Annotated in this window: 15 protein-coding genes and 1 pseudogene; 13 read left to right on the forward strand and 3 right to left on the reverse strand. The window is 47.5% G+C overall.

The window, feature by feature from the left end; translation table 11 throughout:
• Positions 1–51 precede the first annotated feature (51 nt).
• From ACFO4U_RS02715 to ACFO4U_RS02725, 3 genes are read left to right on the forward strand one after another with little or no spacing between them, the layout of a single operon-like run.
• Positions 52–1,578, forward strand: coding sequence for an ABC transporter ATP-binding protein (locus ACFO4U_RS02715; RefSeq protein ID WP_215244039.1), 1,527 nt, complete (start codon positions 52–54; stop codon positions 1,576–1,578).
• Entirely contained in the window at positions 1,575–2,639 is a 1,065-nt protein-coding gene (locus tag ACFO4U_RS02720) for an ABC transporter permease (protein ID WP_214691043.1), read from the forward strand. Before ACFO4U_RS02715 ends, ACFO4U_RS02720 begins: the two co-directional genes overlap by 4 nt.
• Positions 2,636–3,595 carry an ABC transporter permease gene (locus ACFO4U_RS02725; RefSeq protein ID WP_015881445.1) on the forward strand — a complete coding sequence of 320 codons (960 nt, stop codon included), beginning with the start codon at positions 2,636–2,638 and terminating at the stop codon, positions 3,593–3,595. The genes ACFO4U_RS02720 and ACFO4U_RS02725 overlap by 4 nt, the downstream gene beginning before the upstream one ends.
• A gap of 160 nt (positions 3,596–3,755) precedes the next feature.
• Here the strand turns inward: ACFO4U_RS02725 and ACFO4U_RS02730 are convergent, their stop codons facing one another.
• Entirely contained in the window at positions 3,756–4,004 is a 249-nt protein-coding gene (locus tag ACFO4U_RS02730) for a ferredoxin (RefSeq protein ID WP_015881446.1), read from the reverse strand.
• A 142-nt stretch (positions 4,005–4,146) separates the two neighbouring features.
• Here ACFO4U_RS02730 and ACFO4U_RS02735 point away from each other — a divergent pair, with 142 nt between their 5' ends.
• The 8 genes and pseudogenes from ACFO4U_RS02735 to ACFO4U_RS02770 all read left to right on the forward strand — a co-directional run bounded on the left by ACFO4U_RS02735 (position 4,147) and on the right by ACFO4U_RS02770 (position 10,892).
• The gene (locus ACFO4U_RS02735) at positions 4,147–5,169 is read left to right on the forward strand and encodes a YpbB family protein (RefSeq protein ID WP_214691041.1); all 1,023 of its coding nucleotides are present in this window, start codon (positions 4,147–4,149) and stop codon (positions 5,167–5,169) included.
• Between the two features lie 16 nt (positions 5,170–5,185).
• Positions 5,186–6,115: pseudogene (locus ACFO4U_RS02740) on the forward strand (RecQ family ATP-dependent DNA helicase); the annotation flags it as partial.
• A gap of 153 nt (positions 6,116–6,268) precedes the next feature.
• A complete protein-coding gene (locus ACFO4U_RS02745; RefSeq protein WP_371730213.1) occupies positions 6,269–6,580 on the forward strand; it encodes a RecQ family zinc-binding domain-containing protein in 312 nt (103 codons plus the stop codon).
• A 41-nt stretch (positions 6,581–6,621) separates the two neighbouring features.
• Positions 6,622–6,822, forward strand: coding sequence for a hypothetical protein (locus ACFO4U_RS02750; protein WP_015881449.1), 201 nt, complete (start codon positions 6,622–6,624; stop codon positions 6,820–6,822).
• Between the two features lie 129 nt (positions 6,823–6,951).
• Complete coding sequence (locus ACFO4U_RS02755) at positions 6,952–7,815, forward strand: MerR family transcriptional regulator (protein ID WP_215244037.1); 864 nt, start codon at positions 6,952–6,954, stop codon at positions 7,813–7,815.
• A gap of 60 nt (positions 7,816–7,875) precedes the next feature.
• Positions 7,876–8,454: an adaptor protein MecA gene (locus ACFO4U_RS02760; RefSeq protein ID WP_074037201.1), complete on the forward strand. Its 579-nt coding sequence runs from the start codon at positions 7,876–7,878 to the stop codon at positions 8,452–8,454.
• Positions 8,455–8,550: 96 nt separating this feature from the next.
• Complete coding sequence (locus tag ACFO4U_RS02765; protein WP_214691038.1) at positions 8,551–9,477, forward strand: D-alanine--D-alanine ligase; 927 nt, start codon at positions 8,551–8,553, stop codon at positions 9,475–9,477.
• A gap of 146 nt (positions 9,478–9,623) precedes the next feature.
• Positions 9,624–10,892: a Glu/Leu/Phe/Val family dehydrogenase gene (locus tag ACFO4U_RS02770; protein WP_015881453.1), complete on the forward strand. Its 1,269-nt coding sequence runs from the start codon at positions 9,624–9,626 to the stop codon at positions 10,890–10,892.
• A gap of 39 nt (positions 10,893–10,931) precedes the next feature.
• Here the strand turns inward: ACFO4U_RS02770 and ACFO4U_RS02775 are convergent, their stop codons facing one another.
• Entirely contained in the window at positions 10,932–11,912 is a 981-nt protein-coding gene (locus tag ACFO4U_RS02775) for a YpdA family putative bacillithiol disulfide reductase (RefSeq protein ID WP_159562120.1), read from the reverse strand.
• 51 nt (positions 11,913–11,963) lie between these two features.
• The gene (locus tag ACFO4U_RS02780) at positions 11,964–12,935 is read right to left on the reverse strand and encodes an asparaginase (RefSeq protein ID WP_159562121.1); all 972 of its coding nucleotides are present in this window, start codon (positions 12,933–12,935) and stop codon (positions 11,964–11,966) included.
• Between the two features lie 107 nt (positions 12,936–13,042).
• Here ACFO4U_RS02780 and prsW point away from each other — a divergent pair, with 107 nt between their 5' ends.
• Both prsW and ACFO4U_RS02790 read left to right on the forward strand, forming a co-directional pair.
• Complete coding sequence (gene prsW / locus ACFO4U_RS02785) at positions 13,043–13,699, forward strand: glutamic-type intramembrane protease PrsW (RefSeq protein WP_074037196.1); 657 nt, start codon at positions 13,043–13,045, stop codon at positions 13,697–13,699.
• 15 nt (positions 13,700–13,714) lie between these two features.
• Positions 13,715–14,380 carry a flagellar brake protein gene (locus tag ACFO4U_RS02790; protein ID WP_074037195.1) on the forward strand — a complete coding sequence of 222 codons (666 nt, stop codon included), beginning with the start codon at positions 13,715–13,717 and terminating at the stop codon, positions 14,378–14,380.
• Positions 14,381–14,436: the final 56 nt, after the last annotated feature.

The following is a 14,436-nucleotide window of genomic DNA, read 5'->3' on the forward strand; positions in this document are numbered from 1 at the left end:
GAGGGGGGACCCATGTGGTCTCCCTTTACTTAAAGTTAGGGGTGAACTTCCTTGGAATATGTAATTGAAATGCTAAATATTCGAAAAGAGTTCGGTACGTTCGTTGCGAACGACAATATCACGCTCCAATTGCGTAAAGGAGAAATCCATGCACTTTTAGGAGAAAACGGGGCCGGGAAATCGACGCTCATGAACGTGTTGTTTGGTCTCTATCAGCCTGAAGGCGGAGAGATTCGCGTACACGGAAAGAAAGTGAATATTGAAAATCCGAACATCGCCAACGAACTTGGGATCGGAATGGTCCATCAACACTTTATGTTGGTTGAAAAATTCACGGTCACTGAAAATATCATTCTTGGTCTTGAGCCAAAGAGTGGCATCACAATCGATCGCGCCACTGCTCGGAAGAAGGTCATGGAGATTTCGGAGCAATACGGACTTAGAATTGATCCGGATGCGAAGATTGAAGATATTTCAGTCGGCATGCAACAACGTGTTGAAATCTTGAAGACGCTCTATCGTGGAGCAGATATTCTGATTTTTGATGAACCGACGGCAGTGTTGACACCACAAGAGATTCAAGAACTTATCCAAATTATGAAACGTCTGATTGCTGAAGGTAAGTCGATCATCTTGATTACGCACAAGCTGAAGGAAATCATGCAAGTTGCGGACCGCTGTACTGTCATTCGTCGTGGACGCTACATTGGAACGGTCGAGGTCGACGAGACGGTAAATGAAGACAGTTTAGCTGAAATGATGGTTGGTCGCGAAGTAAACTTTGATGCAGAATATTCGAAAGCCGATCCACAACAAGTCGTTCTGGACGTTCAAAACCTCGTCGTCAAAGATGGTCGCGGTTTGAAAGTCGTTGAAGGATTGGATTTACAGATTCGTGCTGGAGAAGTACTTGGAATTGCCGGGATTGACGGGAATGGTCAGACGGAGTTGATTGAAGCCATTTCAGGTTTGAAAAAGCCGGAGTCTGGTAAAGTGTTGCTCAACGGAAAAGATGTCACAGGACACACGCCGCGTAAGATGACCGAGGCAGGGATCGGACACATCCCGCAAGATCGTCATAAACACGGACTTGTTCTTGACTACTCGATTCGTGACAACATGGTACTTCAAACGTACTATAAAGAACCGTTCTCGAAACGAGGTCTCATGAACTATAAAGCTGTGGCTGAGAAGGCGAAGGCGTTGATTGAGAAGTTTGACGTCCGAACTCCATCAATTGATGTTCCAGCGCGTGCTCTCTCGGGAGGGAACCAACAGAAAGCAATCATTGCACGTGAAGTCGATCGCTCACCAGATTTACTCATCGCCGCTCAACCGACTCGTGGTCTCGACGTAGGTGCGATTGAATTTATTCACGAGCAGCTTATTAAAGAACGTGAAAAAGGACGCGCCGTCTTACTCATCTCGTTTGAACTTGATGAGATTTTACACGTATCCGACCGTATCGCTGTTCTCTACGAAGGAAAAATTGTAGGGATTCGTGATCCGAAAGTGACGACGGAGCAAGAGCTAGGCTTCTTGATGGCCGGCGGTAAGAGAGGGGACGAAACAGAATGAAAAAATTAAGTTTAAACCAACTTCTCATTCCATTCCTATCCATCATTTTAGGACTACTCGTCGGTGCTATCGTCATGTTGATTGGTGGATACGACCCGGTTCAAGGGTTTATCTCGTTATTTGAAGGCATGTTCGGTAGTCCGTATGCCGTCGGTGAAACATTGCGTGCTGCAGCCCCACTTATTTTCTCAGGTCTTGCGGTTGCGTTCGCCTTCCGTACAGGGCTATTCAACATCGGGGTAGAAGGACAAGTGTTAATTGGGTGGGTCGCAGCCGTCTATGTAGGAATTAACTTCGACTTGCCGATGTTTATCCATTTACCGCTCGCACTTCTAGCGGCAATGGTTGCAGCAGCAATTTGGGCGTTCGTTCCTGGGTTCTTGAAAGCGAAGTTTTATGTTCATGAAGTCATTACGTCTATCATGATGAACTATATTGCCTTATACACGACAAACGCGATTTTACGTAACGTCATCGGCGTAACGAACGAGCGTACGGAGTCAATCAACGATTCAGCGTCACTTGCTTCGCCATGGCTCCAAGAGTTGACGACGTATTCACGTCTTCACTGGGGTGTGCTTGTCGCTGTGCTTGCAGCAATCGTGTACTACTACATCCTTCAACGTACGACACTCGGTTATGAGTTACGTGCCGTTGGATTCAACAAACATGCATCACAGTACGCAGGGATGAGCGTCAACCGTAACATCGTCCTGTCGTTCGTCATCTCCGGTATGTTCGCTGGTCTCGCAGGTGCGATGGAGGGTCTTGGAACATTCGGTAGTATGACCCTCTCGGCATCGTTCACCGGTGTTGGATTTGACGGGATCGCCGTTGCCCTTCTTGGTGCGAACACCGCGATTGGAGTCATTTTAGCAGCGATTCTCTTCGCAGGGTTGAACATCGGCGGATTGGCGATGCAACTTGGTGCGAACGTACCGTCAGAGCTTGTCAAAGTCATCATCGCAGCCATCGTCATCTTTGTAGCGTCTGGATATGCGATCAACTATGTCGTTGAGAAACTTAAAGGAAATCGTAAGAAAGGAGTGGAGAAAAAATGAACTTCTTAGAAGTCCTTTATATCGTCGTACCGGTTGCGCTTGCCTATGCGACTCCACTCATTATCGCAGCACTTGGTGGAATTTTCAGTGAACGTTCTGGTGTCGTCAACATCGCCCTTGAAGGAATCATGGTCATCGGTGCCGCGACAGGAATCATCACGACGCTCACCTTGACTGATTTAGGTGTCGGAGCCTCTAGTCCATGGATTGCCTTACTTGTTGCCATGGTAGTCGGTGCATTGTTCTCCCTCTTCTTGGCTGTTCCTGCCATCCTTTGGCGTGCGGACCAGACGGTTCTCGGGGTGGCCATCAACATGCTCGCCATCGGTCTCGCCATCTTCGTCGTGCGTGTTCTTTACAACAAAGGACAGACCGACTTTATCGAGTATCGGATCGCAAAAGAGAATGTACCCTTTTTATCAGATATTCCCGTGTTAAAGATGTTCTTTATTAACGTCCAGTACACGTCGTTCGTTGCTATCGCCTTGGCGTTCGTCGTCTGGTTCGTCATCTTCAAGACGCCGTTTGGACTTCGTCTTCGTTCGGTCGGTGAACATCCGATGGCCGCTGATACGATGGGAATCAACGTCACGAAAATGCGCTTCATGGGCGTCATGCTCTCTGGTGCGTTTGGTGGTCTTGCCGGAGCGGTTTATGCTGTAACGGTCACGACGAACTTCAGTGGAACGACAATCGTTGGTCAAGGATTCTTGGCGATTGCCGCAATGATTTTCGGTAAATGGAATCCGCTCGGTGCGCTTGGTGCCGGATTGTTCTTTGGATTCGCTCAAGCCCTTTCGATTATCGGAAGCAACTTGCCGGTCATCAACAACGTGCCGCAGCTCTTGCTCTTGATTGCGCCATACGCGCTCACGATTCTTGCTCTCGCTGGACTCGTTGGTCGTGCGGATGCGCCGAAGTCGGTCGGTATTCCTTATATTAAAGGGAAACGTTAATTCGAGATAGGACATATGTCCATTTCATCCAGGTTGTTTGGTGCTTAAGCCAAACAACCTTTTTTGATATACTTGCCTAGAGATGTCATGATTAGACTAGGTTACATGCGAGAAACATAAAAAAGACATATCGGTCAAAGGACCGATATGTCTTTCACGATTATTCGAATTTTAAAGCGTCCCCGTCGAACGACTCGTCCGCTACTTTGATCGAGTCTGTCGGACAACCCTCGAATGCATCCATCATGTCTTCGTATAACTCATCTGGGATTTCAACAGTACCTGTGTTGTCATCCATTAAGTTGAACGCAAGACCTTCATCATCATAATCGTAAATATCTGGTGCTGCCGCGCCGCAAGCTCCGCATGCGATACATGTATCTTTATCGACGATTGTAAATTTTGCCATGATAATAACCCTCCAAACGGTTCGTTTCTCTTAGAAATCATTCTACTGACTATGAGTAATTGTAGTCTACATACCCAATTATTTCAATGAGGAAACGAGCGTCTTTTTGGTAGGATAATGATTTTTTTAAGGAAGTGACGATTTGGTTCATTTAGCGGATGGAGTTCTACTGCTGGCCATTAAACGATTAAATGGAGAACGGAGTGAGCGAAGTCTCTACCATGTCCTGAATGGAAAGCGTTCGGCCACAACGCTACAGGACGCATTTTTTTACGAGTTGGAGCCTCTTTTTGGACAGTTTCCGCAGACGGCTTATTCATACGAGTCTGTGCTAAAACAAATTGAAAAACGAGGATGGCTCGATCGTAAACGATTTAGATTGACAGAGGCGGGAGAACTACTAGCTTCACCTGAATCGGTTGAGCAACTATTCAAGCGGTTGGGCGGGGAACGCCGTGATTATAACGCGACCACATGGAAACGCTTGAGTTTGTTCGTGCAGACGTTCATGTCAAAAGAACACGCCCGTACATTTTATCCTGTACAAGCCGATCGTCCAGCAGAGCAATGGGTCAAGCAGTTGTTACATCTTGATCGGGATTGGAAAGCGCTCATGCGAACGTTTCATCAAGAGATTGAACAAGCACTTGAACAAATCGGGGACCCGTATGCGACGGCCGTCGTCTATCGATTCACAGGAGCGTTTGAGACGGGTTTGACATATGAACAAATCGCCAGCCTGCTTCATGTTGATGCCGAAACGGCTCGTTTGTATTTTTTGGCCGGATGGAACGAACTGTTGATGGTCTTGCCGGATGATGCCAAACTACGGGGGTTTACGTACGGCTTATCGACGGACCGGATGACTTATTCAGCACGTGAGTCATATGAATTGTTCTTAAAGGGGTACACGTTCCAACAGGTTCAAGCGAAACGGCGTTTACGTACGAGTACGATTGAAGACCATGTCGTCGAGATGGCGATGTATTTAGAAGTCTTCCCGCTCGAACAATTTGTACCGATGGAGGATGTGGTCACGATTGAAGAGTTGCGGCATCCGGATAGCTGGGCGCTCAAACCGATATTTGAGAAAATGGGGCGTGTCAGTTATTTTCAAATTCGACTCGTCTTCGCCAGACTGAAACGAGGTGAGAGTTTTGTATGAAGCGACATTAAAACGAGTGTTCGGGTATGAATCGTTTCGTCCTGGGCAACACGACATCATACATGCCGTGATCGAAGGGCAGGATGTATTGGCCGTCATGCCGACGGGGGCGGGGAAATCGCTGACGTTCCAACTCCCTTCTTATATTAAAAATCAAGGGCTCACGGTGATTGTTTCGCCGTTACTCTCACTCATTGAGGACCAGATGCTTCATATACGAGAACGGGGAGAGCGTGGTGTCGCTCGTTTGACGTCGATGGAATCGGCTGAAGAGAAGCAGGACATCATCAACCATTTGAAACGTTACCGTTTTTTATATCTTTCACCCGAACAATTGGCCGTTCCTTATGTGACGCGTGCTCTGGCGAATGTGAAAATTCAAATGCTCGTCATTGACGAGGCGCACTGTATCTCACAATGGGGGCATGAGTTCCGTCCTGAGTATGCGCGTTTAGGTGAGTTGCGAAAACAGATTGGGAGCCCCCAATGTATGGCGGTCACGGCGACTGCGCCAGAAGGCGTGAAACAGGACATCATTGAAAAGTTGGCACTGTTCTCACCCGAACAATTCGTCCACTCCGCCAATCGTCCGGAAATACGATTGTTGGTTGAACGATTGGAGAAAGAGAAGAAACTTGAGCGATTAAAAGAGTTGATTCAAGAGATTCCAAAACCTGCAGTCGTTTACACGGCGACCCGTCGCGAAGCGGAGGCGTTAGCCTTTGAGCTAGAGGACGCTTTGTTTTACCACGGAGGCATGTCTACGGAAGACAGGCGACTCGTGCAGTCCCAGTTTTTACGGGACGAAGTGTCGGTCATGGTATGCACTAGTGCGTTCGGGATGGGTGTGAACAAAGATAATGTCCGTTCCGTCGTTCATTTCCAATTGCCGGCTACCGTCGAGGCATACATGCAGGAAATCGGGCGGGCGGGACGCGATGGTCATCCGGCGTTTGCAGTCCTCCTGTATGCGGACGGGGACGAACGCATTCAACAGTTTTTAATAGACGGTCAATATCCGAAAGATGAGGACATGCGATTAGCCTACTTTGAACGTGAGAATGGGACGTCACTCGCGCAACTACCAAGATTGTTACGGATGAACGAAGAAGACCCGAAGTTTCTCCTGCTGAAGCAATTGTTGACAGAACGTTCGCTTCAAGAAGCCCTCGATTGGGTAAAAGAAAGAAAGCGAGATCGGTATCGTCAACTCGGGCAGATGATGGATTATGCCCTCATCCGGACATGCCGACGCGATTACTTGCTCCGTTATTTCTCCGAACAAACAGTCGATCAAGAAGAATGTTGTGATGTTTGTGGGCCGATTCTGTTCCCGGATACAACACAAATCGTCCGAAAAAATGTGACAGAATGGAAAATTCGGTTGACGCAAATCTTTTCCTTTGAATAATATCATAGTAAAATGATAAAAAAGGTAAAGGAGGGCATACGTTGCGACATCGGAATCAGGCGGATTCTTTACGCGAGCAATTGGCGGACACGTTGCCGTCTCGAGCTGAGAGGCAAGAGGGCGAACGGAAGAGGAAGTTAAATGATAACTGGATGAAGCGCCCGTTGGCGATGACATTGACCTTCGCCATGCTAGCGATTATTCTCATTTTCATATATATCGGGCGACATGCCATATTTTAAGCGAGGTGCGAACAGAGTTCGCATCTTTTTTTATACTTAAAAAATTCTCGATTGCACAATAAAAGGGGTAAACCTCTTGCATTGAGGATATACTTATATCATAAGAACGAGTAAGAGAGGAGGGCGGAAATGCCGAAATACTCCATTAAAACCGTGGCGACGTTGACCGGCGTCAATCCGACGACCATTCGGGCTTGGGAACGTCGCTATCAGTTTATCGTGCCGAGCCGAACGGAATCCGGTCACCGCCTATATTCAGATCAAGATGTCGAAAAAATCAAATGGGTCGTGGATAAGCAGAAAGAAGGGCTTTCTGTCTCACAAGCCATTCAACAACTTCATCAAGCGCCTGAGCCAGAACCGACAACGGCCAAACTATACGATGAAGAGTTGAAAGACGGGCTGCTCCATGCGTTGCTCTCATTTGATGAACGGACGGCCCATGATTTGATCAATCGTGCGTTTAATACGTTCAGTTTTGAAAAAGTGACGAAGGATGTGATTGGGCCGCTGCTCATGGAAATCGGTTCACGATGGGAGAATGGCTCGATTACGATTGCCCACGAGCATTTCGCCACGGCATTTTTACGAGCACGGCTTTCGACGCTGTCCCTTCAAATGCCGATGAACCCGTTCCTGCCACGTATCACGTGTGTCTGTGCACCCGGGGAGATGCATGAGATCGGATTATTGTTTGTCACGCTCTATTTGCGACAACATGGATACGACGTCATCTTTTTGGGAGCGGGTTTCCCAAAAGAAGATTTGAGTAAAGCGTTACATGATATCGACACTTCTTGTCTCATCTTCGCATGTACGTTGACTGAGCATATTCCGAACTTGTTAGAGGCGATGGATTATATTCAAAACGAGCATCCTGACTTAAAAATCGGTGCCGGTGGATATGCGGTCAGTCTGGAGAGAGGTCGATTCAATGGGTCATTTCTTGGCGACACTCCTGAAGAGTGGACAAAATGGTTATCAACTATTTGACACGGGATGAAAACGGGAGTAGCTTATTATTAGGATTGACTATTCACTGGAGGTTTTCGATTGAGATTTGAAAAACAAACAAAAGAACATCTTCGTGTATATGTGACTGCGAATGAGCTCTCGTTACGTGGAATCGCAATCGATACGATCGTGGGGGAAAACGGTCAGCAGCTGTGGAAAGAACTACTTGAAACAGCAGAAAGTGAGTACGGATTTTCACCGCAAGGAGCGGTCGATTTGAATGTGACAATGTTCCCTCGCGATGGACTCGTCATCGATGTTCAAAAAGGTGAAGCGATTGCTGAGCTCGATGTCGAGCAGGTCGAGATTCGATTAACGATTGATGTAATCCATCATTTGATTTATCAGTTCGAGGACATTGAAGATGTGATCAACGCTTCGATTCGTCTTTTCCCGCATATACATGAAACCGAGCAGGGTGGCACGCTTTATCATTACAACGGTCATTACTACCTTCACTTCGTTGAGGTTCTTCCTTCGCAGGTAGAAGAACGACTCGCGGCCATTTTGTCCGAGTACGGCAAGACGACTACGGTCAGTCCGTACGTCATGATGGAATACGGAAAGACGATTCAAACTGAACAAGCCGTGAAAGAGCTGTACGATGCATTCGCATGAGTACGGCTTTTTTACTTTTCTGTTCCTATTGTTTTTAGGGTGTCCGTGTTATGATTAGACTTGAATTTTCAGTAGCTAGTTGAAGGAGAGATTGGAATGAAAGTCGCTGTTTTATATGGTGGAGTGTCAGGAGAACGAGAGGTATCTCTCACGAGCGGGCAAGGGATGATAGAAGCGTTGACGGAACGTGGTCATGAGGTCACGGCCATTGACTTTCATCCGAAACGGGCGAACGAGCTGTTAACATTGGATGTCGACGTCGTCGTCAGTGCGTTGCACGGGAAGTATGGTGAAGATGGTCGTGTGCAATCGTTATTAGAAATGGCTGGAATTCCTTATACGGGATCAGGTGTCTTGGCATCTGCTCTGGCGATGGATAAAGCGAGAGCAAAAATCATCTTCGCGGCATCCGGTATCCGAGTCGCTCGTGACGTCTTAATCGAGTCACGGGAATCAATCGATGCAAAAGTCGCTGAGTGGGGAATGGAGTTCCCATGTGTCGTCAAACCAGCGCAAGAAGGATCATCGAATGGTCTGACGATTGCAATGGACGAAACGATGTTACGTGAAGGAATTGAAAAGGCGTTTGCTTGTGATTCAGCGGTACTTGTCGAGCAGTACATCAAAGGGAAAGAGCTGACAGTTCCCGTCATCGGGAACTTTGGGAAAGAAGAGGCTCTTCCTGTCATTGAAATCATTCCAAAAAATGAATTTTACGACTATGAATCGAAGTATACGGAAGGTGGTTCGATTCATGTCTGTCCGGCTGAAATCTCGGTCGAGCTGACAGCGGAGGTTCAACAGGCGGCAGTCCTTGCGCATCGCGCGCTCGGTTGTTCAGGATATTCGCGCTCTGACTTCCTCGTTTCAGAAGAGGGAAAAGCCTACATTCTAGAGACGAATACTCTGCCGGGCATGACGCCGCTTAGCCTGTTTCCGGATAGTGCCAAGACAGTCGGAATCTCGTACGGCGAGCTTTTGGAACGCTTTATCGAGCTCGCACTTGAGCGCGTAGCGAAGTAAGACATCTGGATTACGCCATCCATCAAGAAAACGCTTTCATTATTTTTGAAAAGCCCTTTCAAATTGAACGCGTATCAGCTATACTTTTAAACGAATACGAGGTTAATTCTTGGGGGAGAATTGACAATTTAGGGGAGGAAACCTTCATGATTACGGATCAAGAAAAAGGTCATCAAAAACGAAAAAACATCTTGGAATCGACACAAGAGGTAATTCACGAAGCTTTAGATAAACTCGGCTATCCAGATGAGATGTACGAGTTATTAAAAGAACCGCTTCGCATGCTGACCGTTCGGATCCCTGTTCGCATGGACGATGGTTCAACGAAGATCTTCACAGGCTATCGCGCTCAACATAATGATGCGGTCGGACCGACTAAAGGGGGAATTCGGTTCCACCCGAGCGTAACGGAGGTAGAAGTCAAAGCATTATCAGTATGGATGAGTCTAAAAGCAGGAATCGTAGACTTGCCTTACGGTGGTGGGAAAGGCGGAATCGTCTGTGACCCACGCGAGATGAGTTTCCGTGAAATCGAACGTTTGAGTCGCGGATATGTCCGTGCCATCAGTCAAATTGTTGGACCTACAAAAGATATCCCGGCTCCGGACGTGTTCACAAACTCACAAATCATGGCATGGATGATGGATGAATACAGTCGCATCGATGAATTCAACTCACCTGGATTCATCACAGGAAAACCGCTCGTTCTTGGCGGGTCGCATGGTCGTGAGACAGCGACGGCAAAAGGTGTGGCCATCATGATTCGTGAAGCGGCACTTCGTCGCGGAATCGAATTGAAAGGTGCGCGGGTCGTCGTCCAAGGATTCGGGAACGCGGGAAGTTTCCTTTCTAAATTCATGTACGATGCAGGGGCGAAAGTGATTGCGGTCAGTGACGCTTACGGAGCTATCCATGATGAGAATGGTCTCGATATCCCGTATTTGTTAGATCGTCGCGATTCATTCGGTACGATTTCGACATTATTTAAAAACACGATCTCGAACAAAGAAATGTTAGAGCTCGATTGTGATATTTTAGTCCCAGCTGCGATTGAGAATCAAATTACAGAAGACAATGCGGACGCGATTAAAGCATCGATTGTGGTCGAGGCAGCCAACGGTCCGACGACGAACGAAGCAACGAAAATCTTGACTGAACGTGGAATTCTCCTCGTGCCGGACGTGTTGGCGTCAAGTGGTGGGGTCACGGTTTCGTACTTCGAATGGGTACAAAACAACCAAGGTTACTATTGGACGGAAGAAGAAGTTGAGGAAAAACTTGAAAAAGTACTCGTTCACTCGTTCAATACGGTATACAATACATCTTCAGCCCGTAAAGTCGATATGCGTCTCGCCGCCTACATGGTCGGCGTACGCAAAATGGCGGAAGCCTCACGTTTCCGTGGCTGGGTCTAATCAAAAAAAGTTCGGTCAACTCAAGTTGACCGAACTTTTTTATACGTTAATGCGGTTCGCAATCGTATCGGCAATCGCCTTGCCGTGGAATCTACCGTTCTCAATGAAGATCTTGTTCGCATCGTTTCCGGCTGCGACCACGCCCGCAATGAAGAGGTGTTCGACATTTGTTTCAAACGTTTCTTCATCGTATGTCGGGACACCACTCTCTTCATCGATCACAATGCCTGCACTCTCGAACAGATGGTGGTCGGGCTGATAACCGGTCATCGCGAAGACATGATCTGCATAGACATGCTTCTCTTCACCGTGTTGCCGGTAGTAGACGCCATCATCGGTGATGCGTTCGATTGTCGCCTCAAACTCCATTCGAACTTTCTCATGACGGACGAGTGAATCGAAGTTTGGAAGAACCCATGGTTTGACGGAAGGGCTATACGAATCGCCTCGATAGAGTACCGTCACAAAGGCACCAGCCTTTTCGAGTTCGATTGCCGCATCGACAGCGGAATTTTTCCCGCCGATGATCGTGACGTGTTGTCGATAATAAGGATGTGCCTCGTTGAAATAGTGATGGACGTGCGGCAACGTTTCGCCAGGTACGTCAAGCAGACGAGGACGTCCATAATAGCCTGTTGCTAAAATCACATAGTCCGCTTCGCGAATGGTTTCGCCACGTCGTTCATGTCTTGATGTCACAACGAATCGGTCACTTTTTTTATCGACCGACTCGACCGTTTCGAACGGGTGGACGTTTAAACCGGTACGTGTGACGACTTCTCGATAATAGACGAGTGCATCTTGACGACGTGGCTTCAAATCCTTACATATGAACGGAATGTCTCCGATCTCGAGCAAGCTCGCGGAAGAGAAGAACGTTTGATGCGTCGGATACCGATAGATGGCGTCGACGATATTTCCGCGCTCAATCACCGTACAAGAGACTCCGATCTTCTCCAGTTCGATGGCGGCCGAGAGACCGCATGGCCCGGCACCTACAATAATCGCTTGTTTGTTCACTGAATATCACCTCTTTGCTCATTGTAGGGAAGGGGGCGCAGTTGCGCAAGGTTATTGCTGGAAGCTAAAGCTATGTTCCATGACTGACTGGGATGAGCCGGACTCGAGTTCGACGAGGAGTCGTAAACGAGCTTTTTGTGAATTCAATCCGTTTGAAAAAATGACACCCATCTCTTTCAGTTGTTTGCCACCCCCGTCGTAACCGTAAACATCTTGAACGATTCCGTTGAAGCAACGGCTGACAATCACGACGGGAATCTCTTTGACTAAATGTTCTAGTGCGGACAAGAGGGTCGGCGGAACGTTTCCTTGCCCTAACACTTCAAGGACGAGTCCGTCGTACCCAAGCGTGATTACAGATTCAAGTAAATCTGGTTCCATTCCTGCGACGACTTTCAACACGGCTACACGTTTTGAGATGGACGGAATCATTTTCGGTTGTCTCGTTGCTGGTTGACTATAGATGAGTACATGGTCCTTTGTGACCATACCCACGTTACCGAAGTGCACAGACTTGAATGTGTCGACTGAAGACGTGTGCGTTTTGGTCACGTTAAATGCCGAATGAATCTCACCGTTGAAAACGACAAGCACGCCTTTTCCACGAGCCGCTTCGCTTTTTGCGACGCGAAGCGCTGTGATCAAATTAAATTCTCCGTCCGAACCGACCTCGTTCGAGGACCGCATCGCTCCTGTCAACACGATTGGGACAGGCGCACCGAGCGTGATTTGTAAGAAGTAAGCCGTCTCTTCTAATGTATCGGTACCGTGCGTGATGACGACTCCGTCATACGTGTCTTGTGTCAGTTCACGTTGGATGAACTGTGCCAATTCAAGCATCTTCTCTGGAGTCATGTGAGGTGACGGGATATTTGAAAAGTGCTTTGTTGTAATGTGAGCAATATCCGTCGCTTTCGGAAGGGTGGCGTCGATTGGATTGACATCGCTCGGTTCGACGTGTCCTGTGCCGGATTGTGACATGGCGATAGTACCGCCGGTGTGGATCAGTAATAAATGATTCATAAGTGTCCTCCTAATTATTTTTATGAAGATTTCCATTTTCTAGGCGTTCTCTACTTTTTCTTTCAGACAATTCAGTGTATGCTAGGGAGAGAAAGGAGAGATGCATCATGATCGCAATCGCCTTGTCTGCGGTTGCACCTGGGCTCGCCCTTCTTTCCTACTTCTATCTACGCCATGAGTTGGAGGCAGAACCGCTCGGATATGTGATTCGTTCTTTCGTGGCCGGAGCCGTTCTCGTGTTCCCGATCATGTTTATCCAATATGCGTTCGTTGAAGAGGGAGTGCTTACTGGACCGTTTTGGCAGGCGTATGTCGCCACTGCCCTGCTTGAAGAGTTTTTTAAATGGTTTATGATTTATTATACAATATATATACATAAAGTCTTTGATGATTACTACGACGGGATTCTCTATGCGGTCGCCTGCTCATTAGGCTTTGCGACTTTAGAGAATTTTTTATACTTATGGGTGTACGATTCATTAGAAATTGCGATTTGGCGAGCAATCCTGCCTGTGAGCGGGCACGCTTTGTTCGCGGTCGTGATGGGGTACTGCTTAGGACGAGCGAAGCATTCGATTCGAGAACGGCTCTGGCTGTTCATGGCAATCTTTTCTGCGACGGTCATCCACGGAACGTTTGATTTGATTTTGATACTCGAACCGAATCAAAAGCTTCCTGCCGTGCTTTATATCGTCATTTTATGGACCGTGGCACTTTTACTCGTGCGAGCGGCAAACTTGTCCAATCGTCGACAATTTAAATAAAGGGGAAGAATCAGTATGTTAAAAGAAGGTCAAGAACTGAGAATCGAAGTGGAAGGGCGTGCAGAGGGGAAAACGAAAATTGCAGCCATAACCGATCAAGTCGTATGGATTGAGTCGCCGAGTGACATGATGACGCTCAAAACATTTTTTTTACATGAAGAGGAGGCCATGCGGGTCTTTTTCTTCCAAGGAGACAATCAGCTGTTCGCATTCGACACGAAAGTCGTGAAGCGAATCAGCGATGCCCAAATGACATTACGCTATGCGTTCAATTTGCCAGATGAGAAAAAAATCAAACGGATTCAGCGTCGTGAATATTTACGTGTTCCAGAAATGATTGACGTGACCGTTCTTGCAACCGATGAGGAAAGTTTCGAATCGTTCGAAACAACATCTCTTGACATATCTGCTGGGGGGATGAAAATCATCGCCAACCGCGCTCCAATCGAAGTAGATGAGTCCCTGATTGTCGTGTTTCGAATTGAGGATGAGCATGGCTCGCCCCAGAACTTCCGTCTTAAGAGCCGTCTTGTGCGCATACATAAACAGGAAGTGAAAGAAGAACTGTCTCTGGCATTTGAAGATTTGACCCCTCGTGACCAAGAGACGATTTTACGATACTGCTTCCGTGTTCAGCTTGAAGCGCGAAAGCGGACAGGGTCTGTATTTTCTTCAAGATAAAAAACTGTTATGATGTTCTCGGGATTATTGACCGAGAGGAGGAGGGTATCGGGAAC

Origin of the sequence: Exiguobacterium profundum, assembly GCF_042652865.1 — a bacterium.
GTDB classification, from domain to species: domain Bacteria; phylum Bacillota; class Bacilli; order Exiguobacteriales; family Exiguobacteriaceae; genus Exiguobacterium; species Exiguobacterium profundum.

What these genes read in the sequence shown, in the direction of transcription:
- ACFO4U_RS02720 (WP_214691043.1), top strand. Translation starts at nt 1,575, where the DNA reads ATGAAAAAATTAAGTTTAAACCAACTTCTCATTCCATTCCTATCCATC.
- ACFO4U_RS02725 (WP_015881445.1), top strand. Translation starts at nt 2,636, where the DNA reads ATGAACTTCTTAGAAGTCCTTTATATCGTCGTACCGGTTGCGCTTGCC.
- ACFO4U_RS02730 (WP_015881446.1), bottom strand. Translation starts at nt 4,004, where the DNA reads ATGGCAAAATTTACAATCGTCGATAAAGATACATGTATCGCATGCGGA.
- ACFO4U_RS02745 (WP_371730213.1), top strand. Translation starts at nt 6,269, where the DNA reads ATGAACGAAGAAGACCCGAAGTTTCTCCTGCTGAAGCAATTGTTGACA.
- ACFO4U_RS02755 (WP_215244037.1), top strand. Translation starts at nt 6,952, where the DNA reads ATGCCGAAATACTCCATTAAAACCGTGGCGACGTTGACCGGCGTCAAT.
- ACFO4U_RS02765 (WP_214691038.1), top strand. Translation starts at nt 8,551, where the DNA reads ATGAAAGTCGCTGTTTTATATGGTGGAGTGTCAGGAGAACGAGAGGTA.
- ACFO4U_RS02770 (WP_015881453.1), top strand. Translation starts at nt 9,624, where the DNA reads ATGATTACGGATCAAGAAAAAGGTCATCAAAAACGAAAAAACATCTTG.
- ACFO4U_RS02780 (WP_159562121.1), bottom strand. Translation starts at nt 12,935, where the DNA reads ATGAATCATTTATTACTGATCCACACCGGCGGTACTATCGCCATGTCA.
- prsW (WP_074037196.1), top strand. Translation starts at nt 13,043, where the DNA reads ATGATCGCAATCGCCTTGTCTGCGGTTGCACCTGGGCTCGCCCTTCTT.
- ACFO4U_RS02790 (WP_074037195.1), top strand. Translation starts at nt 13,715, where the DNA reads ATGTTAAAAGAAGGTCAAGAACTGAGAATCGAAGTGGAAGGGCGTGCA.